The organism is Bradyrhizobium iriomotense (genome assembly GCF_018129405.1).
Lineage (GTDB): Bacteria > Pseudomonadota > Alphaproteobacteria > Rhizobiales > Xanthobacteraceae > Bradyrhizobium > Bradyrhizobium iriomotense_B.
In genome coordinates, this window is sequence record NZ_JAFCLP010000005.1 from 211,484 (window position 1) to 232,116 (window position 20,633).

The following is a 20,633-nucleotide window of genomic DNA, read 5'->3' on the forward strand; positions in this document are numbered from 1 at the left end:
TGAATGTTGAGGAGCAGAGCAAATAGACGAGCGGGCCGCGGTGATTGGGGCGGAATTGGTGAGAAGCCCTGGATGTATGCTGGGCCCGTGATCGCCTCCTCCATGTCGCTCCTACCGTGGCCGGCCCCCGGGATCCGGAGCGTCAGCGACCATGTTCGGGCGGGGATCATACGGCTAACCGTCGGACCTGATCCTAACCTTCGGACCTGATCAAAGGCGATAAATTCGCATCGACTTGTCGAGCGTTGCCGCGTCCATAGGCGGCCACCGAACAGCAGCTAGGGGCACACCCTGACATAGCTCGTGCTGGGTTCGAAAGAGGAAGTCTTTGGGCGAACTGTGCCCGTGTGTGCCTGACACAAGAGAATGCTGCACCGGATCAGATAAAGCACTTTATCCCTAAGGGACTAACTCGGCCCTGCTTCCAACTTCGGAGGGCAGCGGTCTATCGTATGCGCCGCTTTCGTGGTCGATCGCAGCCCGCCGGATCGCAGAAGCGTCCTGGACATTAACTTAAAAGGAGAGTTCTGTGGTAGAGCTTTGGCTACCAGAGCCATGCTCTATCTGACTTGCTTTAGACGGAGTGCCGACCGTTAAGCCGGCACTCCAATCTGGTTGCTGAGCCAGCGAAAGCTCGCCGGCCTGATGGGCTCCGCGCGGGTTCGCCGCCATCCCCATCACCACGATTGCTCCGCCTCCAAGTGCGGCTTCTCCTGTGGTCCCCGCGCTTATAGGGTCCGGGTCCCCTTAGACACAAACGAGATTTCAGCATGTCTCCGCCGTCATGCCGTCGTCTCAACGATACTCTTGAATTCGCTGAAGAATTCGGGGTGGTGCCTCTCCAGATATTTAGCGATCTTCGTGTTGCCGACGAGTTTGGCCAAGTAACCTCTGAGCACCGTAAGGTGCAGGTGGTCTTGGCCGTAGGTGTCCTGGATCGATGTTATCGCCTGCTGAAGCCTCGAGAGCTCACTCTCCATCCGTGAAAGAGCTTCCGCAGTCATGCCCTTTATTCGTTTCGGCGTGGAGGAGTTTACGAGCTGCGCTTGAGGTGTGCCGGCGAGTATGGCCGAGGCGTATCCCACCGAATAGTTGTTTGCATTGATCAGAAGCTCTGCCGTCTCAATTTGTCGTATCGGAATCATCTTCCGCAATACGTCGAAGACCGCCATCGGGCACATCTTATCTTTGAGAAGCGCCACGGCCTCTTCGCAAATGCCTTCAATCAGCGTTGCCTTACGGACTAAGCTACGAACGTTGATGTCGAGCGCTCGGGCGATCTTCTCCTTTGGAACATTGCGTTCTATCGCCTTCGCTATCATTCGCTGTTCCTGAATGGCTGACAACCGGCTTATCCTCTTATTGTAGGTGAAAGCCTCATCGTCGCTAGACAACAAGCATTCCACTTGCGTTTCGCCAAGGTCTTTCAGCACTTCAATCCGAAGGTGACCGTCTAGCAAAAGAAACGCATTTGTCCTCTGCTTGTCTCGGCAAACAACCGGCGGTTCGACCAGGCCGATCTCTCTGATAGAACAAGAAATTTGCTGGTATTTGCGGCTCGACTTTACAGTCTTGCCAATTGCGCGCACAGGTAGGATCGCAGAGATATCGATATGGACGGTGTCTGAGCTAAAGGCCTGCATTACCTCGCCCAATGCACCCGGATCGACGTATTCATTCATTGGTTTGGCCTCGCTGCGAGTCGTTCTTGCAATATTGAGGGCATCATCGCGAGGTCCTCGGCCTGCAATAGTCTGACGAACTCGCTGTCATCGCGCAGGGCTCGGATTGCCTCGACCACAAACAACAATCGGTTCTGAGTTACTTCAGCTTTCTTGATCAATAGGCGCTGGCGATCGGCCTCCTGCCTGTAGACCCTAATCATGGATTCGCTCGTTAGGGGCCTCTTGGAAGTCTGTCGTCTAAAGCTCTGTCCGTGCAGATGCTTGCCGCGCCTTTGCCGCTGTTCGATTACGCGCCTGACTGCAACCAATTTTCTGCCTCGCAACTTCCTTTCGGTATACGCCTGTGTCAAAGCGCGTTGCACCTCATTGTCGTCACATCGGGCGATCTCAATTGCCATGTTGAGAGGCAGAATGCCTGTTTCGACCGCGTGGACGAGGCGTTCTTCCCCTTTTGATAGGAGCGTGCTGATCATCCGAACGTAGTCGGGGCTGACTCCAATCTTGCTGGCGATCTCTCTTTCATCGTAACCGCGACCTCGTAGCGTGCTGATATCCTCTAATAGGTCGATTGCGCGGTGCTGACGACGAGCGCAGTTTTCGACTAAGCTCATAACGAGACAGTCGCTCTCCTCTGCATGAATTACGATGGACGGAATCTCTTGCTGACCTAGCTGAACGAACGCTTCTATTCGGCCCTGCCCACATACCAGGTCATATCGATAAGGCCCTCCGTCAGAAGTGCATGGGCTAACCGTGATGGGACGTTTCAGGCCAACCTTCGCTATGCTCTCTACAATCTCGTGAAAATTTCGCTGATTGCGCGCGCGAGGGTTTAGGATACGAATCTGGTTGATCGGTATAGTCTTGATCTCTAGCCGGGAGCCGTCTGTTATGTTTCGCGTATTCATGCGGCCTCCTCAAAGGGACACTGTCTAGCCAGCGCATACAGCGAATCTAGCGCGTCAAATCGATATGCATCCAAATGAAGCGCGTTGTCTTGAGCAAGCTTCAGTCGCGGTGTCGTGAGGTCGAGTCGAGGAAAGACGTAATAGTCCAATATGTCTGCGTTCGACGTGGACAATCGGACTGCGATCGTAAGATCTGGGACAAGACTCGTGTCAAACCTCACATGCCAGCGGTATCCGCTACCAGAAATGCACGCTCGCGCGATCACGACGGCTGCCGTGAACTGACCATTTATGGTCAGAAGCTGATTGTGATCTACCGCGATGCGAGCGCCAGCTAGCTCGAAGCCGCGAATTACGGTGGTGACAATTGCGGGATGGGTATCCCTTATCCGGCGATTTACCTCGATATACGAGTAGTCTCGATCCGGAATATATCCGATTAGACTATATGCCCTGATCAGACTTCCGAAGCGATGCCGATAGGCGCTTGCCGAAGGCATGTCCTCTCGCTCGTCGATAATAAGCCCAGAAAGATAACCTTCATCTTTCAGAACCTCCTGTAGCAGAGCCAAAAGTTCTTCATCGGAATAGTGTGCGCTACGAGCATCGATGATCGTGCGAGCTCGCTCAAAGAGTTCACGGCTGACCACAGGGGGAAACGCAGCCTCCGCTCTAACCCAGGTATCTGGACTGTTTACAACGCGCTTCTGCTTGAGCTTGAACGAGACGCGGTTGAAAACATTGTTTCCGATATATTTTTCGTTGGTGAGGATCTGATGGACCGAAGCGCGTGTCCAAGAACGCCCTAGATCCGTAAGAGTGCCGGCCATATTTAGCCGTGCGGCAATCTCCTTCTCGGACAGTCCTTGCTCAACAAACATCTTATAGATTAGACGGACCTGCTCCACTTCCTCCATCGGCCCGAGGGTAAGCACAACTCGGTCTGTCTGAAGGCTTTTTCGATCTCCACGGTTCAGCATCGCTTTCGGCGCGCGATTTTCGTCAATCAGCTGACGCCTGAGGCCAAACCCAGCAGGTCCTCCTTGTCGGAACCCTAACTCGACCAGTCTGCATTGGCCGGCGAAGACTTTGACGGAGAGTTCTCGGCTGTATTCGCCGGCCATCACCCGCTTTACGTTCTTAAGCAGGACCGATCCGATGCTGCCATCATTGTCAAACTGTTCGCCGCAATAATGAACTCGAATTCCGGCGCGAGAGCAGACATATTCGTAGTATGCGCCCTCATCTGCGTCTTGGAAGCGGCCCCATCGGCTGACATCGTAAACAAGAATAGCCGAAAAGTTGGCTTGACCAGTCTGCACTTCGCGCATGAGGCGTTGGAGGCCTTCTCGGCCATCAACTCTTAAGCCGCTTCGGCCCGAGTCTTCAAAGGTCTCGACAATTCGGAAGCCTCGGTTTGCGGCATATCTTTCAATCGTCTCAAGCTGATTTTCGGTTGAATACTTCTGATGGTCAGTCGACATGCGGACGTAAGCAGCTGCGCGCTTAATGTCGCCATTACGATCTTCGGCTTTGAAAGGTCGACGTATCAAACGGCGCCCCATCGAATTGCTCATTTTGTGCCGTCACGTTGCGGCCGCCGGGCTCAGCGATCATAGGAAGCAGGGCAGGGGAATGTCGTTTCCAAAAAGGGGCAAGATGTTTCCTGGTGAGCAGAATGATGAGCGAAAATGGAACCCATTCCAGGATCTTCGCTGCAAGGGTTGCATCTGCCCTAAATGAGGAGCTTGGAAAGACGAGTGCGCATGTGAAGATCGTGGCGGCTTGGACAGGCGCCAATGAGCGCACTGTGAAGAATTGGTTCGCCGGTCACTACGGTCCGAGCGGAGATCATCTGGTTACGCTCATCAAGCATTGCGATGCCGTCTTGATGGCGGTGCTTTCAATGGCCGATCGTGATCAGCTCGTGATGAGCGCTAGAATCGAGGACATCGAGCGGCGGCTAGCAGAACTGCTTGAAATTATTCGGCGGCGGTGAGAGATCGAGGCCCCAAGTAGACTCCGGCTGCTCTCCATCAAGCGACCTTGATATTGAGCGGCTCGGGAGCGTGGGGAGGCTTTGCTAAGTCGAGGCAAATCTGAAGATCTCATAGCGCGCCGCCAATCTATCTCGGTCAGGACGATCCCGCATTCGGTCGGGAAGGCGTATGCGGCGACCGTTCAGTTGTTTCAGGGCATCCAACATAGGGCCATCGTTTTGGCTCAGTAGCCGCTCTGATACATGTATTTCAAAGTCCGGATCGATGCCGATCAGGTGTGCGTCGAAGGCAGCATGGTGGATCTTAGACAAAGGAAGCCCGTTAGAGACCACTGGCTGTCCCAGCCGCTCGTGGGCGTCGGCAACGATGTGAGCAGCGTCCAAGAGAAGGGGTTCTGGAAGTCCTGAAAGGGCGCACCGTCCACAGTAGGCGGCAATCACCGCCTCTCTGAAGGTGGCTTGATGCAAGCGTTGTTTTATCGTCCGAAGCGCGTATCTACGCTCTGGCCCCTCCGATGGCGGGCTCAGGCCGTGCTCGACAGACCCGAACGCTACCCCAGCCTTTAACGTGCGACTGTCCCAGCTCGATATGAATGCCGGAAGAAATGCTTGATAACGTCCCGGTGCCACTCCGAGAAAGTATATGATCGGAATGGCGTTTTCATATGCCTCCCTTAGCCAGCGGTTGTCAGCTGAGTTGGGATCCTGGCCCATAAAGGCGTAATCTACCGTCTCGTCACCTTCGAATATCTGACGATGAACCTCCCTTTGATCGTCATACCAAACCTTAGCTCCAGGCTTAGGAAAGACGGTCTTGATAGACAGCAGATATTGCATTTGGCGAGGCTTGAAGATGCCGCGGCGCTCATTGAGCAGGGGCACTCGCTCGCCTTGGAATACGAAGCCAGGCCTCAATTCCGTTGATGTCAGATGCGAGTGGAGCTCAGTTAGCCGTCGGACGTGCGCAAAGGCAGCAATCCGAATCGATTTGTCGAGCGTTGCCGCTTCCATAGAGCGAATCACCGAGGAGCAGATCGGAGCATACCTCTGAGTGTGACATAGCTCATGCCGGGTTCGAAAGAGAAAGTCCTCGAGTCAAACTGTGGCCCGCGTGTGCCTGGCAGCAGAAAACCCTACGCCGGAGGCAGGGAAAGCCTTAATTTGCAGAGGGAAATACCCATTCTTATTCCAGCTTCGGAGGGCAACGCTCTATCCAGCTGAGCTACGGGTGCAATGGGGTTCATTTAGCCGATTGGCGAGGGGCGGGCAACCGCTAGCTTTGCCCGGGCTCAGGCGCCCGGTATCGCCCAATTCCAGGGCTTACGCTTCGCTCCTCAATCCTGGAGGCCGGCCGGTCCCGAGATCTCGCCGGAATCGTTCACAAACAACAGCGGGCCCGTCCCCGAGGTGGCGAACACGGCCGCTGTGAGCGGGCCGCCGAAGCAGGCGCCGGTATCCAGGTTTAACCGGTTGGCCCGCAAGTCAGGCGTCCCGGTCCGGACCGGCGTATGGCCATGGACAACGAACAGGCCGTGGTCGAGATCGGACGACAAGAAGGGTTCCCGGATCCAAAGCAAGTCTTGCTCGGACTGCGACGCCAGCGGCACGGCCGGCCGTATTCCCGCGTGGACGAAAAGTCGTCCATGCTCGATTTTCATCAGCGGAAGTGCGCGTATCCAGTCGAGATGCTCGCTCGGGACATCGGCCGGATCGTCGATTCCATAGCTGTCGAGCGTCTGCTCGCCGCCGTTTCCCCACCAGTTCATGAGGTCCCGGTCGGTGCGCTCCATGTCGGCCGCGCGAAGCAACATCTCCTCATGGTTGCCCCGGAGGCAGACGAAGGATCGGCCCTGTTTGCCCTCGCTGCCGACGAGAAAATCCATCACCTCGCGGCTCTGGGGGCCCCGGTCGATGTAGTCTCCGACAAAGACAAACCGGGCGCTCCGCTCGCCGCGAATCTCGTCGCACACGGCGAGAAGCGACATCAGCTTTTCAAAGCAGCCGTGGATGTCGCCGATCGCGAAGGTGAGCATTTCGTGCTCGGGAAGGGGCAAAGCAGGCTTCCTCCCTCTTGTCAGCTCAGATGGTGAGACCCTTTGTCGTGCCTTTGAACTTGATCCGCTCCTGACCCACGCCGACCTTCGCGAGCGATTCAGTCACCCTTTCTTTCAGCGTCTTGCCGCTCTTGTCCTCGCGGTCGCGTTGATCCGCGGTGAAATCATAGACGAGCAACCCGACATTGGCACTGCTCACGTTGAGCTTGGCCCCGTCCGCAACGGCGCTGATCGCCGCAGCCACATTGCGACGCGGGTTGCTCCATTGCGCCATGTCGGCCAGATTCTTCGCAACCCATCGATAGCTGTCATCGATCTCCGTCTTGTGAAGGTCGATCACCGTCCGATAGTCCTTGATCTGACCGGCAATCTTGCCGTTCTCCAGCTCGGGATTGCTGAACGTCTTAGCCTCCCAGAACACCAGATCAACGCCATTCGCCGTCGTTTCGAAGTTCGCCAGGTCCATGCGGGGGAGGTTCCGTTCTACGCCGGGGACGCCGGATGCGTTGATCGCGATTTCGACGTCGACGACGGAGAGATTGGATGTCGCGATCTCGTGGACGCCTTCCTTCTCTCGTCCGGAATAGAGCGATGCAGCCCTTTTGAGCTTCGCCAGCGTCTCTACGCCCTCGTATTTGCGCGTCAGCATTCTTGGCTCGGCCTCGCCGAAGGCGAACTTGCCCTCGACGAGCGAAACCTGATCCCTCAGGTCCGGGTTCAGCAGATATTTTTCGTGCGTCGAGGCGGTCACTTTCCCGCCCCTGAATGACACTTTGAAGATGGATTGTCCCTGCCAATAGACGTTCAGGTACTCGTCCCGAACGCCGATGATGAGCGATTTATCGGCAAGAACGTCTTTCCACCAACCGTCCTGCTGCGCGAGTGCCTCGAGTGCCCCGCGAAATTCGCCGCCCCGGATGCCACGTTTGAAGCTCATCTCATACCTCCCACCATTCGCCATCGCTGCGTCGCGTGACGTTGTCAAAATATCTGGAGAAACTGTCGCCTTCGAATGTGTGAACGGGCACCAGCCTGTCCGGTTTTATTGCGTTCGAGAGCCGCTTGAGGTCCGGGATGCTGGCGTGACCCGAGGTATGGATGATTTCCATGGGAACGCCGCGTGTTGCGAGATCCGCCTTCAGCCCGGCTCCAGGGCCATCCGTCAGGTATCCGTCCCATTGCGACCAGATCGCCCTGGTGCCGGTCCAGAGATTTGCGGTCTCCGCGTCGCGGGTCATTGCAGGACGAAACAGCATCACGGTGCGATCGGCGATTTCGGTGATGCGCTCGCGGTAGATCCGCGCGGATTTGTACGGCTCAAGCAGGTCGAAGCGCTTGTTCCGTGCGATCTGTCGACGCTGATATTCCGGCACATAGACCGACAGGTTGGGCCAGCCGACGTTCGGCAGGCGCTCGTTGCCGGCGGCCCGCAATATCTCCATCGCGTAGAGGTCCAGCAGCAGCGTTCGGTCGCTGCGCTTACAGGCGCGATAGATGCTGACGATGCGATCGATGTTCTGCGCGGACGCCGAGAGGATGACGAAGCCAGGCTGTTTGAAGCTCTCGGTCAGCCTCGCCTCGATATCGTCTTCCGTCGGAAATTGCGTGCCTTCGTCAAGGCGGCCGAGGCTCGACCCCTCCATCAGCATCGTGTCGACGCCGCGGGGCGGATCGCCCACCAATCGCTCGAACAGGCCGCCCTTGCGACCATGCGCGCGGATATCGCCGCTATAGAACAGTCGCCGGCCGGCGGCATGGATCAGCAGCGCATAGGCATCGTAAGCCGAATGATCGACAAGATAGGGCGTGATGCTGAACGGGCCGATCTGGAAGGTCTTGCGATCGACGAGCTCGAATGAGACGTTTGGCACGAAGGCGTTGGGCACGAAAGGAGCCGCCGCACGCATGATGCGCGCAGTCGCAGCACCCATGGCGAGAGCGACATCGGGTCTGCACAGGGGTAGCAAACCCCAATGATCGCCGTGTCCGTGCGACAAGACGATCGCACGCAGGGCTGGATCCTCGACGCGCAGCCCGGCCACGGGCGGGAGCAGATCATCGGACGGGCCGACGGCATCAAGCGGAAGCCCAAGGTCGAGCAGGATTCGCTCGCCCGCGGCCTCGAGCTCGATGCAGGTGCCACCAATTTGCTGCGTTCCGCGGTGGACACGTCCGCGAAACGAACCGGCTTCTTCTGTCATCAGCGGTTGACCTTGACGGCAGGGCCGGGTTCGGCCGGGCAGGGGAGAGTGCCGGGGGATGAAGAGGGAAACGTCAAAGCGAATACGGCTCCAGGCAACGACTTATCTATATTCAAATGAGCGCCCGAGAAATTGCGGCTCTGCGAGAAGAAAATGTGCGTGTTGTACTGGCGCAACATCATCTGTCAGCGAGCCCGAACGCAATAGAACCTCCGGTGGGATGAATTTCAGCCTCGGCTGGACCGGCGATTTGCGCCGATTGGAAGCCGGTGCGAGCCGCGACCGGCTCGCACGAACTCGGCAAGCACCCTTTCGGCGCAGATGACGCGGTTGCGGCCGAGCCGCTTGGCGACATAGAGCGCCTCGTCGGCCTCGCCCAGCAGCCGGTCGGGGCCGCCGTCGGCCGCGCCGGGAATGCGGCTGGCGACACCGACGCTGAGGGTGACGTGCTCGCCGGCTCCGTTGGCGCCATGGACGATCCGCAAGGCTATGACGGCGATGCGGATCTCCTCGGCGATGACGCAGGCGGCATCGCAATCCATGTCCGGCAGGATCAGCGCGAATTCCTCGCCGCCATAACGGCTGGCGAGGTCGAGCGGGCGCACGGCATGCCGGCTGACGACGGACGCGATCGCGCGCAGGCATTCGTCGCCGGTCTGGTGGCCGTGGTGGTCGTTGAACAGCTTGAAATGATCGACGTCGACGAACAGCAGCGCCATCGGCTTCTGCGTGCGCTCCGCGCGGGCCCATTCGCTCATCAGCATCTGGTCGAACGAGCGGCGGTTCGATAGGCCGGTGAGCCCGTCCTTGGTGGCGAGCTCTTTCAGCGCCATCTCGGCGCGCTTCTGGTCGGTGAGGTCGCGCAGCGTCTCCACCACCGCGATCAGCTCGCCGGCCTCGTCGTGGATGGGGCCGGCGTCGATGGCGAGGTAGAGCTGGCTGCCGAGCTTCGGCATCACGCACCAGTTCTCGGCGGAAAAGCCGAGCCCGTTATGGCCGCGCGCCGCATATTCCGAATAGAATTCCGGCAGCTGCTCGGGACGGTCGAGCGCGACGAGGTCGGCAAGGCAGGGGCGCTTGGTCTCATAGAAAGCCTGCCAGTGCCTGCTGGTGCCGATCACCTCGGAGGCGGCGACGCCGGTCAGCCGCTCGCAGGCCCTGTTCCAGATCACGACGCGGCGCTGCGGGTCGATCACGAAGGTCGGCACCACCAGATGCTGCATCAGCCGCGCGGCATAGGATTCCGCAACGTCGACGGGCTTTGCCGGAGTCTTGTTTGGCTTCGTCATCAGGCCACCGCCGCCACCGGTGCGGCATCGCCGGGGCCGAACAGTTTTCGGACCTCGGCGGCCGGCTTCGGCGCGCTGAACAGGTAGCCCTGCATCTCGGTGCAGCCGAGGTTACGCAGCATCTCGCGCTGGGCCTCGGTCTCGACGCCCTCGGCGACCGTGGTCATGCTGCTGGCGGCGGCGATGTTCACCACCGCCTGCACGATGACGGGCGCGCCGCTGGTCTCGGCGATGTCGGCGACGAAGCAGCGGTCGATCTTGATCTTGTCGAACGGGAAGCGCTTGAGGTAGCTGAGCGAGGAGTAGCCGGTGCCGAAATCGTCGAGCGCGATGCGCACGCCGATCGAACGGAGCTGGTGCAGGATCGACAGCGCCGCCTCGTCGTCGCGGATCAGCACGGCCTCGGTGATCTCGAGCTCGAGCCGGCGCGGGTCCAGCCCGGAGGCGGCGAGCGCGCTGGCGATCCTGAGCGCCAGCGTGTCGCATTTGAGCTGCACCGGCGAGACGTTGACCGCAACCCGTATATGCGCCGGCCAGGTCGCGGCTTCGTTGCAGGCCATGCGCAGCACCCAGTCGCCGAGCTCGTTGATGAGGCCGGTATCCTCGGCGACCGGAATGAACTCCGCCGGCGACACCATGCCGCGCTCGGGATGGCGCCAGCGCAGCAGCGCCTCGCAGCCGGAGACCGCGCCCGAGCGCAGATCGACCAGCGGTTGATAGTGGATCTCGAAGCCGCCGTTCACCAGGGCCTGGCGCAGATCCTGCTCCATGGTCAGGCGCGCCTTGGCGCTCGCATCCATCTCCGGCTCGAAGAAGCGGTGGGTGCGGCGCCCCTCGGCCTTGGCGCCGTACATCGCGAGGTCGGCGTTCTTGATGAGCTGGTCGAGATCGGCCCCGTCCTGAGGCGCCAGCGCAATGCCGATGCTCGCATCGGTGGAGAGCTGGTGTCCGAGGCAGTGATAGGGCTGCCGGATCGCCTCGTAGATCCGCGTCACGAAGGACAGCACGTCGGTGGAGGACTGGACCGCGGTCTGGATCACCGCGAATTCGTCGCCGCCGAGTCGCGCGATCAGATCGCCCTTCTTGAGGCAGCCGCGCAGGCGGGTCGCGATCGCCTTCAGCAGCTCGTCGCCGACGTGATGGCCGAGCGAATCGTTGATGCCCTTGAACTCGTCGACGTCGATATAGAGCAGCGCGAACTGCGCGCCGCTCGCGACCTTTGCCAGCTCGCACTCGATCTGCTCGCGGAACAGCGTGCGGTTCGGCAGGTCGGTCAGCGCATCGTAATGCGCCATATGCGCGATCTTCTCGTGGTCGCGCCGCCTTTCGGTGACGTCCTCGACGACACTGATGAGGTAGCGCGGCTCGCCGGCCTTGTCGCGAATGCCGATCCGGGTCGAGGTGATATAGCGCGGTCCCTTGGTCTGGCTTCGCCAGGCATGCTCGTCCTTGAACAATCCCTCGGCGGCCTGCAGCGCCTTGCTGTCGTCCTCGGTGACGAGCCTGGCCTCCTCGTCCGGGTACAGGTCGAAGGGGGTCTTGCCGACGATCTCTTCGCTGGACTGGCCGAACTGCTCCTCGGCGGTCCGGTTGACCAGCAGGTATTGCCGCGTTCCGGCGTCCTTCACCGTGATCTGGGATGGGATGTGATCGATGATCTCGCGCAGGAACATGTAGTTGCGGTCGCGCTCCTGCTCCAGATTGCGCCGCTCGGTGATCTCCTCGATCGTGGCGACCCAGCCACCCTGCGCAAGCGGGGTGTTGATGACCTGGAAGGCGCGGCCGTTGGGCAGCTCGTGGACCCTGGTGGACACCGTGCCTTCGGCGACCACCCGCATCACATCGGCGCAAAACACCTCGACGTCGCCGCCGAACGCGCCACGTTCCTTGCGATGATACATCGCCTCGCGGATGTGACAGCCGGGCTTGATGACGTCGTGGGAGAGGCCGAACATGTCGGCGTAGCGGCGGTTGCAGGTGACGATGTAGCCGCTCGCGTCGTACAGGATCAGCCCTTGCGACATGTTGTTGAGGGCGGTGTCGAGCCGTAGCCGCTCCGCCTCGATCCGCTGCTGAGCCTCGCGGTTCTGCCGGTGGATCTGGCGAATGATCAGGTAGAGGATCAGCGCGATCACGGCGGCCGAAAGCGCGGCCGTGGTGACCATGAAGCCGGTCTGCTGCCGCCAGTCCGCAAGCGCTGCAGCCGTGGTGTTGGTGGCGACGATGACCAGCGGGAAATGCTTCAGTGACACCGCCGAGCCGAGCCGCTCCTCGTGGTCGATCGGGCTCCTGACGCGAAGCGTGTGCTGGCCGCCCTTGGTCAGCACCTTCCGCATCAGCGGCGCGTCCTTGAAGCTCCTGCCGATCAGCTCCTCGACATGAGGGTAGCGTGCCAGCATCTTGCCTTCGCGGTCGAACAGCGAGATCGCCGTGCCCTCGGCGAGTGCCACGGATGCGAAATAGCTCTGGTAGGTGTCCGGATCGATCCGGCGGACCATCGCGCCGAAGAAGGTGCCGTCGGCGCCGCGCAGCCGTCGTGCGACGATCGTGGTCCATTTGCCGATGATGAAGCTGCGGACCGATTCCAGGATGACCGGCTCGGCCATCGGATCGGATTTCAGCGTCTGAAAGTAGGCGCGCGAGGAAATATTGATCTTGGGCAGCGGCTGGGCCCGCGACCAGTTGATGAGTTCTCCGTCGGCATCGTAGATCGCGATGTCGCCGAGATAGGAGACGGAGCTGATCTTGCTGCGCAGCATCTGGTTCGCCGCAAGGCCCGACATGCGCTCGCGGAACATCGCGGGCGAGGTGATCTCCGGCAGGTTCATTTGCCCGATCAGATCGGCGGCAACGACATCGGAGTCTTCAAATTGCTGATCGAAGTGCCGCGCGATCAGCTGCACCGTGTTTTCCAGCTCGCGCTCGCGATTGGCCAGGGTCCGCTCGCGGAATTCGCCGACGGCCATGGCGGTCACGGCGAAGATGCCCGCGACCAGCAGCACGCCGCACAGGGTCAGCCACAGGACAGGGCCACGACGCGCCAAGGCCGCCCAGCCGTTTTTCGCGGCTAGGGACATTCCGGCTGCCATCGTGGAAAAGACCTGGCGCATTCCCCCTCCCTGGAAGGACAGGAATACACCTCACAAATGGCGCAAAGCTTAGGAAAACCAGTTACCTAAGGATTAAATCAGGTTGCGCTGGCGTGTCCATATGGCGCCGGACGCGAAGCACGTCGCGGTTGCGCTGCGTCCGCGGCAACCGCTGCGCTGCATCATTAATCGATGCTTAATGCGAGGGGCCCGCGGTCTTCTTGCCGCCGCCATGGCGCAGCCGTCCGACCACGCCGGTCGGAAAGAAGTAGACGCTGGCGATGAAGAGCAGCCCGAGCCACAGCAGCCAGCGGTCGGGATGCAGCAGCCCCGGCAGCAGCGGCAGGCCGGCTTCCGACGCCGCCTTGGAGGCGACGCCCATCAGCGACTGCAGATAGTTCTGCGCGAGGATGAAGATGGTGGCGCCGATGATCGCACCGTAGATCGTGCCCATGCCGCCGATCACCACCATCAGCAGGATGTCCAGCATGATGGAGAAGCTGAGCGAAGTGTCGGGACCTGCATAGCGCAGCCACAGCGCGTTCAAAATGCCGGCGCTGGCGGCAACCAGCGCGGCGAGGCAGTTGGCGTAGGTCAAGTGGAAGACGGTGCGGAAGCCGAGCGCCTCGGCGCGAAAGCGGTTCTCGCGGATCGCCTGCAGCACGCGGCCGAACGGCGAGTTCACCACCCGCAACAGAGCGAGGATCATCAGCGCCGAGATCGCGAACACCAGGTAGAAGGTCAGGATGCGGCCGTTGATCTCGAAGCCGAACAGGTTCTTGGAGATCAGCACCGTGCCGGGGCGCAGCAGCTCCGGCAGCTGGAAGCTGCGCCCGTCCTCACCGCCGGTCAGCCAGGAGAGCTGCGAGGCGAGGACCTGGAAGGCGGAGGCGACCGCGAGCGTGATCATGGCAAAGAAGATCGCGGCCACCCGCAGCGAGAACAGGCCGATGGCGAGCGCAAGCAGCGCGGCGAGCGGCAGGCCGGTGACAATGCCGGTTGCGACCGCGGCCCAGTTCGGCCCCATGCCGTACAGCGCGATGGCGATGGCGTAGCTGCCGATGCCATAGAACATGGTGTGGGCAAACGATACCGAGCCGGTATAGCCGAGCAGCAAATCGTAGGAGGCGACCAGCGCGGCGAAGACGCAGATCTTGGCCGCGACGTTCAGCGCCTTGGCGCCCGGGAACAGGAACGGCGTCGCCGCCAGCGCCAGGATGATGACAACGAGAAGGAGCGTGAGCACACGGCTCCGCGGCGGATCGCCCGAGAGCATCATCATCGGCTGGTCACCGCATAGAGGCCGCGCGGCCGCCACATCAGAATGGCGACCATCAGCAGGATGTTGGAGACGAGGGCGAGCTTCGGCACCAGGAAGCCGCCGTAATTGGCGACCATGGCGACGAGGATCGCGCCGATGAAGCAGCCGCCGATCGACCCTAAGCCGCCGATGATGACGACGATGAAGATCAGGACGGTGAGGTCGTCGCTCATGGAGGCGTGGACCTGCTCGCGATAGAGCGCCCACATCACGCCGCCGAGGCCGGCCAGCGCCGATCCCGTCATGAACACGCCGAGGAACAGGCGGCGGATGCGATAGCCGAGCGCCTCGACCATCTCGCGGTTCTCGACACCGGCACGGATCAGAAGGCCGAGCTTGGTGCGGTTGAGCACGAGCTGGATCGCGATGAAGACGGCAAGCCCGATCAGCATCGCCAGCACACGGTATTTGGCGATGGCGACGTCGCCGAGGATGAAGGAGCCGCGCAGCGAGGCGGGCAGCGGCATCGGGATGATCTGTGGTCCCCACAGCGCATAGAGCGTCTGCTCGGCCACGATCAGGCCGCCCGTGGTCATCAGGATCTGCTTCAGATGCTGGCCATAGACCGGCAGGATCAGCACGCGCTCGACGACGAGGCCGAGCGCGCCTGACACCGCCATCGAGAGCAGCGCGGCCGGAGCGAGCACCGCGAGGTTCATCCAGAGCGAATCCGCCTGGATGGACGCTGCGAACGGCGCCAGCACCAGCGTTGCGACATAGGCTCCGACGGCAATGAAGGCGCCATGGCCGAAATTGAGCACGTCCATCAGGCCGAACACCAGCGTTAGCCCTGAGGCCATGATGAAGATCATCATGCCCATGGCGAGGCTCGCGACGGTCAAGGTCAGCCAGGAGCTGGTCGATCCGATCAGCGGGATCATCAGAAGCGCGAGCGCGATCGGCAGCAGGACCGGCGCGATGTCGCGCTTCGGTTTCGGCAGTGGATCGGTTGCAGCAAGGTCAGTCACTGATGCGCCTCCAGGCTCAGGCCGAGCAGCCGCTCCTGCAGCGGCACGTCGGCGGCGAGCGCCGCCATCTCGCCGCGATGAACGATGGTGCCGTTGTCCATCACCAGCACGCTGTCGCCGAGCTCGCGGGCGGCAAAGAAATTCTGTTCGACCAGAAGAATTGTTGCGCCCTTGCGCTTGATTTCCTTCAGGCACTCGATCAGCGCCATCACGATGGCCGGTGCCAGCCCCTTGGTCGGCTCGTCGATCAAGAGCAGCTTGCGCGGCTCGATGATGGCGCGCGCGATGGACAACATCTGCTTTTGCCCGCCCGAGAGGCTACCCGCCCGCGACAGCCAGAACCGGCGCAGCGCCGGGAAGAAGCCAAAAATCCAGTCGAGCTGGGCGTCGTCGAGCGGCCCGTCACGGGCCGCGAGCACCAGATTCTCCTTCACCGTCAGGTCGGAGAACACCGCCATGCTCTCCGGCACGTAGCCGACGCCGAGCCGGGCGATGTCGGGCGTGGCGCGGCTCTCGATGTGCTCGCCGGCGAGGGTGATCTCACCGCTCGAGGCCTGCCACAAGCCCATGATGGTGCGCAGCGTCGTGGTCTTGCCGGCGCCGTTGCGGCCGAGCAGCATCGTGACCTGTCCTTGCGGGACGGCGAGATCGATGCCCTGAAGGATGTGATAGCGCCCGATATGGGTGTGCACGCCCGAGAGTTTTAAGAGATCGCTCATGCTGCGCTCTTCGGGGCTACGCCGAGATAGGCCTCCTGCACGATCGGCGAGGCGATCACCTCGGCCGGCGGACCATCTGCAACGAGTTGTCCGTTATGCAGCACGATAATGCGGTCGGCGAGCGAGCGCACCACGTTCATCTTGTGCTCGACGAGAAGAATGATCTTGCTCCTGTCCTGCTTGAGCTGCGCGATCAGGTTGAGGACGACAGGCACCTCGTCGATGCTCATGCCTGCGGTCGGCTCGTCGAACATGAACACTTTCGGCTCCAGCGCGATCATCAGCGCCACCTCGAGCTTGCGCTGGTCGCCATGCGACAGCGCGGTCGCGGCGACGCCGCGACGATTGCCGAGCGCGACCTGGTCGAGGATGGCGTCGGCGCGCGCGATCAGGTCGCGGCGCACCATCCAGGGCCGCAGCATGTCGTAATGCGTGCCGTTCGCCGCCTGCACCGCGAGGCGGACGTTCTCCTCCACGGTGAGATTCGGAAACAGATTTGTCAGTTGGAACGCGCGTCCGAGACCCGCACGGGTCCGCAGCGGCGCCGAATGCTGGGTGATGTCGGTGCCGTCGAACAAAATGCTGCCGCTCGATGCGCGCAGCTGGCCCGAGATCAGGTTGAAATAGGTGGTCTTGCCGGCGCCGTTCGGCCCGACGATGGCGGTGAGCTCGCCCGGGCGGAACGTGCAGGTGACGTTGTTGACCGCGACATGTCCGCCGAAGCGGATGGTGAGGTCACGGGTTTCGAGGGTGAGCGTCATGATCGTAAGGTGTCTCGACTGGGACGATACACCTCTCCCCGGAGGGGAGAGGTCGATTTACGCAGCAAATCGGGTGAGGGGACTCAGGTCCCACGTGGGGGCGGGACCCCTCACCCGCGCTGGAGCCTGTCATCGGGCGCGCCTTCGGCGCGACCCGGTGGGCGCGACCTCTCCCTATGGGAGAGGTGAAGCGCTCACCGCTTGTTCTTAACCGGAACGTCCATGTCCTCGATCTTCAGCTCGCGCACCGGCTCGAGCACGGCCCAGGCGACGTTCGGATCGACCTTGACCTTGAAGTGATACATGCTCTGCAGCGCCTGATGGTCTTCTTTGCGGAACACCATCTTGCCCTTCGGCGTGTCGAACTCCAGGCCTTCCATCGCCGTGATCAGCTTCTCGGTGTCGGTCGACTTCGCCTTGGTGACGGCGGCGACGACGGACATCGCGGCCGCGAAACCGCCGGCGGTGAAGAAGTCCGGCGGCGCCTTGAAGCGCTTCTGGTGCTCGGCGACCAGCCAGTCGTTCACGGGGTTCTTCGGGATCTCATAGAAGTAATAGGTCGCGCCTTCCATGCCGGGCAGGCTCTTATAGGCGGCGAGCGCCGGCAGGATGTTGCCGCCGGTGGACAGCTCGATGCCGTAGCGCTTCGGGTCCATGTCCTGGAGTTTCGCCAGCGGATTGCCGGCGCCGGCCCAGATTACCCAGATCACCTTGCGGCCCGGCTTGTCCTTCAGCGCGTCGAACAGGCGCTGGCCGACCGCGGTGAAGTCGGTGGTCGAGGTGGGGGCATATTCTTCCGCAGCCAGCGTCGCGCCGGTCTTGGCCAGCGCCTCCTTGAAGGCAGCGACGCCGTCGCGGCCGAAGGCGTAGTCCTGCGCCAGCGTCGCGACGGTGACACCCTGCTTGCCGATCGCGACCGCGTTGGAGATCGCGTCCTGCGAGGAGTTGCGCGCGGTGCGGAAGATGTAGCGATTCCACTTCTCGCCGGTAATCTGGTCCGCGACGGCGGGCTCGACGATCAGGATCTTCTTGTTCTCTTCGGCGACCGGGAGAATCGCGAGCGCCGCGGCCGACGAGGTCGTGCCGATGGCGATGTCGGCCTTGTCGTCCTGATAGGCTTCCGCGAGCGCGGCCTTGGCAAGGTCCGGCTTGCCCTGGTCGTCCTTGGTGATGATGACGATCTTGCGACCGTCGAGCGTCATGGTGCCCTTGGTGGCGTATTCAAAACCCATCTGCAGGCCGGTCTCGGTCTGCTTGGCATAGGCTTCCAGCGGACCGGTCTTGCCGTAGATCAGCGCGACCTTGAGGTCGTCGGCCCGTGCGGAGGTGCTCGCGGCGAGGGCGAGGATGGTTGTTGTTATGATGAATGATCGACGCACGATGGTCCCTCCTGATTCAAAGTTTCTCGATAACAGCGATTTGCACAACACTACGAACATTGCAATTGAACCTCCGGCCGAGCGTGTCGGCCTTTTCGAGCATGCATCATTTTTGGGCCCGCCGCATGGTGGGCGATAATTCGGCCCCCTCGGCCTGACGTCGATCCGACTGCGCTTCCTCCGCGCTCTCGAAAATATGCGGCGCGACGCCGCGCTTCTCCAGGGCTTCGCCAAGCTTGATGCGCAGGAAGCCCGACGTGGTGTAGCGCGACACGCCGGAATAGAAGCGGTCGACCAGGCTGCGCACCATGGCTGAATAATCGTCCATCAGCTCCGGCAGGATGGAAAAATTGTCATAATTGACGATGGCGTAGACCCGGCGGCCGAGCGGTGCGAGCCTCGCCTCGACGATATCAGCGATGGTGTCGATCTCCGCCTTGCTGCGCAGCGGATAGCGCTCCAGATTGACGAAGAACAGGTTCTGCCGCTCGTCCAGCGTGAAGCGCTGGTCGAGCGGGATGGTGAGCAGGCGCTCGCGCAGCTCCATGGGGCCGTCGCGGAAGATGCGGGCGTCCATCAGGGCAGGGTCGCGCGGGATCAGCGGCTTGAAATCCATCAGGCGCAGGATGTCGCGCTCGATGTCGATGCCGGGTGCGACCTCGGTGAGCTCGAGCCCGTCCGGCCGTAGCTCGAACACGCAGCGTTCGGTGATATAGAGCGTGCGTTGCTTGCGCGCGGCGGCGAACGGGCCGCTGAAGGTCACGTGCTCGACCTTGTCGACGAACTTGCGTGATTTGGCCTCGTCGAGGATGACGAGCTTCCCGTCGTTCACCGCGATGCGCTGCTTGCCCGCGCCGAACGTGCCGACGAAGACGATCTCCTTGGCGTTCTGGCTGATGTTGATGAAGCCGCCGGCACCCGCAAGCTTCGGCCCGAACTTGCTGACATTGAGATTGCCGGCGCGGTCGACCTGGGCGAGGCCGAGGAAGGCGGCATCGAGACCGCCGCCGTCGTAGAAGTCGAACTGATAGGGCTGGTCGATCACCGCCTGGGTGTTGATCGCCGCGCCGAAATCGATGCCGCTCGCCGGGATGCCGCCGATCACGCCCGGCTCCGCCGTCAGCGTGATGAGGTCGATGATCCGCTCTTCATTGGCGACCGAGGCGATGCCCTCGGGCATGCCGATGCCGAGATTGACGACGCTGTTGGCCTTGAGCTCCAGGGCGGCGCGCCGGGCGATGATCTTGCGCTCGCTGACCGGCATCACGGGTAGCGAAGCGGCGCGGACGCGGATCTCGCTCGAGAACGCCGGATTGTATTGCGTGCCGAAGGTCTGCCAGTGGTTCTCAGGTCTCGACACGACGACACAGTCGACGAGGATGCCGGGGATCTTGACCTGGCGCGGATTGAGGCTGCCGCTTTCGGCGACGCGCTCGACCTGGGCGATGACGATGCCGCCGGAATTGTGCGCCGCCATGGCGATGGCGAGCGCCTCCAGCGTCAGCGCCTCCTTCTCCATGGTGAGGTTGCCGTCGGGATCGCCTGTGGTGGCGCGGATGATCCCGACATCGATCGGGAACGTCTTGTAGAGCAGGCACTCCTCGCCGCGCAGCGTGATCAGCTCCACCATGTCCTCGGTGGTGCGTGCATTCAGCTTGCCGCCGCCATGCCGGGGATCGACGAAGGTGCCCATGCCGACGCGGGTGACGTGACCGGGCCGGCGCGCCGCGATGTCGCGGAACAGGTGCGTGATCACCCCCTGCGGCAGATTATAGGCCTCGATCTGGCCCGCGATGGCGAGCTGCTGTAGCTTGGGCGCAAGGCCCCAGTGTCCGCCGATCACGCGCCGGACCAGCCCTTCATGCGCGAGATGATTGAGGCCGCGGTGCTTGCCGTCGCCCTGGCCGGCCGCATAGACCAGCGTCAGATTGCGCGGCTTTCCTTGCGTGTAGGGCGCATCGCCTTCGTTGGAAAGATAGAGCTCCTCCAGTGCAATCGCGATCTCCTCGGCAAAGCCGATGCCGACGAAACCGCCGGTGGCCACCGTGTCGCCGTCACGGATCAGCATGACAGCTTCCGCCGCGGTGACGACTTTGCCCTTCTCGGCGTTGCGCAAATAGGGCAAGGCAGGATGCTGGCTCATGGCATTCCCTCCCATGTCTGTTGCGGACCGCATGCCCGTTCTTCTCGCTTGCCTCTATTCCTATCGCGTGGAGCGGCTGGCGACCAGCCGCTCCGGCGTCGCGGGGGGCCGCGCTCA

Annotated in this window: 16 protein-coding genes; 1 reads left to right on the forward strand and 15 read right to left on the reverse strand. The window is 61.6% G+C overall.

What is annotated here, in order from left to right:
* Positions 1-782: 782 nt before the first annotated feature.
* The 3 genes from JQ592_RS14505 to JQ592_RS14515 are packed head-to-tail and all read right to left on the reverse strand — an operon-like array spanning position 783 to position 4,158.
* The gene (locus JQ592_RS14505; RefSeq protein WP_211403513.1) at positions 783-1,682 is read right to left on the reverse strand and encodes a plasmid partitioning protein RepB C-terminal domain-containing protein; all 900 of its coding nucleotides are present in this window, start codon (positions 1,680-1,682) and stop codon (positions 783-785) included.
* Positions 1,679-2,593, reverse strand: a complete 915-nt coding sequence (locus JQ592_RS14510; protein ID WP_211403514.1) for a plasmid partitioning protein RepB C-terminal domain-containing protein — start codon at positions 2,591-2,593, stop codon at positions 1,679-1,681. Before JQ592_RS14510 ends, JQ592_RS14505 begins: the two co-directional genes overlap by 4 nt.
* A complete protein-coding gene (locus JQ592_RS14515; protein ID WP_211403626.1) occupies positions 2,590-4,158 on the reverse strand; it encodes a recombinase family protein in 1,569 nt (522 codons plus the stop codon). Before JQ592_RS14515 ends, JQ592_RS14510 begins: the two co-directional genes overlap by 4 nt.
* A gap of 113 nt (positions 4,159-4,271) precedes the next feature.
* On the opposite strand from JQ592_RS14515, the gene JQ592_RS14520 reads away from it, so the two are divergent.
* On the forward strand, positions 4,272-4,592 hold the full coding sequence (locus JQ592_RS14520; protein ID WP_027583022.1) for a hypothetical protein: 321 nt from the start codon (positions 4,272-4,274) through the stop codon (positions 4,590-4,592).
* A gap of 84 nt (positions 4,593-4,676) precedes the next feature.
* Here the strand turns inward: JQ592_RS14520 and JQ592_RS14525 are convergent, their stop codons facing one another.
* From JQ592_RS14525 to JQ592_RS14580, 12 genes are all read right to left on the reverse strand, one after another.
* Positions 4,677-5,603 (reverse strand): HNH endonuclease, encoded by a 927-nt coding sequence (locus JQ592_RS14525; RefSeq protein WP_211403515.1) that lies wholly within the window; start codon positions 5,601-5,603, stop codon positions 4,677-4,679.
* Between the two features lie 323 nt (positions 5,604-5,926).
* Positions 5,927-6,625, reverse strand: coding sequence for a metallophosphoesterase family protein (locus tag JQ592_RS14530; protein WP_211403516.1), 699 nt, complete (start codon positions 6,623-6,625; stop codon positions 5,927-5,929).
* Positions 6,626-6,671: 46 nt separating this feature from the next.
* Entirely contained in the window at positions 6,672-7,583 is a 912-nt protein-coding gene (locus JQ592_RS14535) for a hypothetical protein (protein ID WP_211403517.1), read from the reverse strand.
* Position 7,584: 1 nt separating this feature from the next.
* A complete protein-coding gene (locus JQ592_RS14540; RefSeq protein ID WP_349630464.1) occupies positions 7,585-8,748 on the reverse strand; it encodes an MBL fold metallo-hydrolase in 1,164 nt (387 codons plus the stop codon).
* 326 nt (positions 8,749-9,074) lie between these two features.
* Positions 9,075-10,136: a sensor domain-containing diguanylate cyclase gene (locus JQ592_RS14545; RefSeq protein ID WP_211403519.1), complete on the reverse strand. Its 1,062-nt coding sequence runs from the start codon at positions 10,134-10,136 to the stop codon at positions 9,075-9,077.
* Positions 10,136-13,246, reverse strand: a complete 3,111-nt coding sequence (locus JQ592_RS14550) for a bifunctional diguanylate cyclase/phosphodiesterase (RefSeq protein WP_211403520.1) — start codon at positions 13,244-13,246, stop codon at positions 10,136-10,138. The genes JQ592_RS14545 and JQ592_RS14550 overlap by 1 nt, the downstream gene beginning before the upstream one ends.
* A 175-nt stretch (positions 13,247-13,421) precedes the next feature.
* Positions 13,422-14,507, reverse strand: a complete 1,086-nt coding sequence (locus JQ592_RS14555; protein ID WP_211403521.1) for a branched-chain amino acid ABC transporter permease — start codon at positions 14,505-14,507, stop codon at positions 13,422-13,424.
* Positions 14,504-15,514: a branched-chain amino acid ABC transporter permease gene (locus JQ592_RS14560; protein WP_211403522.1), complete on the reverse strand. Its 1,011-nt coding sequence runs from the start codon at positions 15,512-15,514 to the stop codon at positions 14,504-14,506. Before JQ592_RS14560 ends, JQ592_RS14555 begins: the two co-directional genes overlap by 4 nt.
* Complete coding sequence (locus tag JQ592_RS14565; protein ID WP_211403523.1) at positions 15,511-16,233, reverse strand: branched-chain amino acid ABC transporter ATP-binding protein; 723 nt, start codon at positions 16,231-16,233, stop codon at positions 15,511-15,513. Before JQ592_RS14565 ends, JQ592_RS14560 begins: the two co-directional genes overlap by 4 nt.
* Positions 16,230-16,994, reverse strand: a complete 765-nt coding sequence (locus JQ592_RS14570) for an ABC transporter ATP-binding protein (protein ID WP_211403524.1) — start codon at positions 16,992-16,994, stop codon at positions 16,230-16,232. The genes JQ592_RS14565 and JQ592_RS14570 overlap by 4 nt, the downstream gene beginning before the upstream one ends.
* A gap of 194 nt (positions 16,995-17,188) precedes the next feature.
* Positions 17,189-18,373 carry a substrate-binding domain-containing protein gene (locus tag JQ592_RS14575; RefSeq protein WP_211403525.1) on the reverse strand — a complete coding sequence of 395 codons (1,185 nt, stop codon included), beginning with the start codon at positions 18,371-18,373 and terminating at the stop codon, positions 17,189-17,191.
* A 106-nt stretch (positions 18,374-18,479) separates the two neighbouring features.
* Positions 18,480-20,516, reverse strand: coding sequence for an acyl CoA:acetate/3-ketoacid CoA transferase (locus JQ592_RS14580; RefSeq protein ID WP_211403526.1), 2,037 nt, complete (start codon positions 20,514-20,516; stop codon positions 18,480-18,482).
* Positions 20,517-20,633 lie beyond the last annotated feature (117 nt).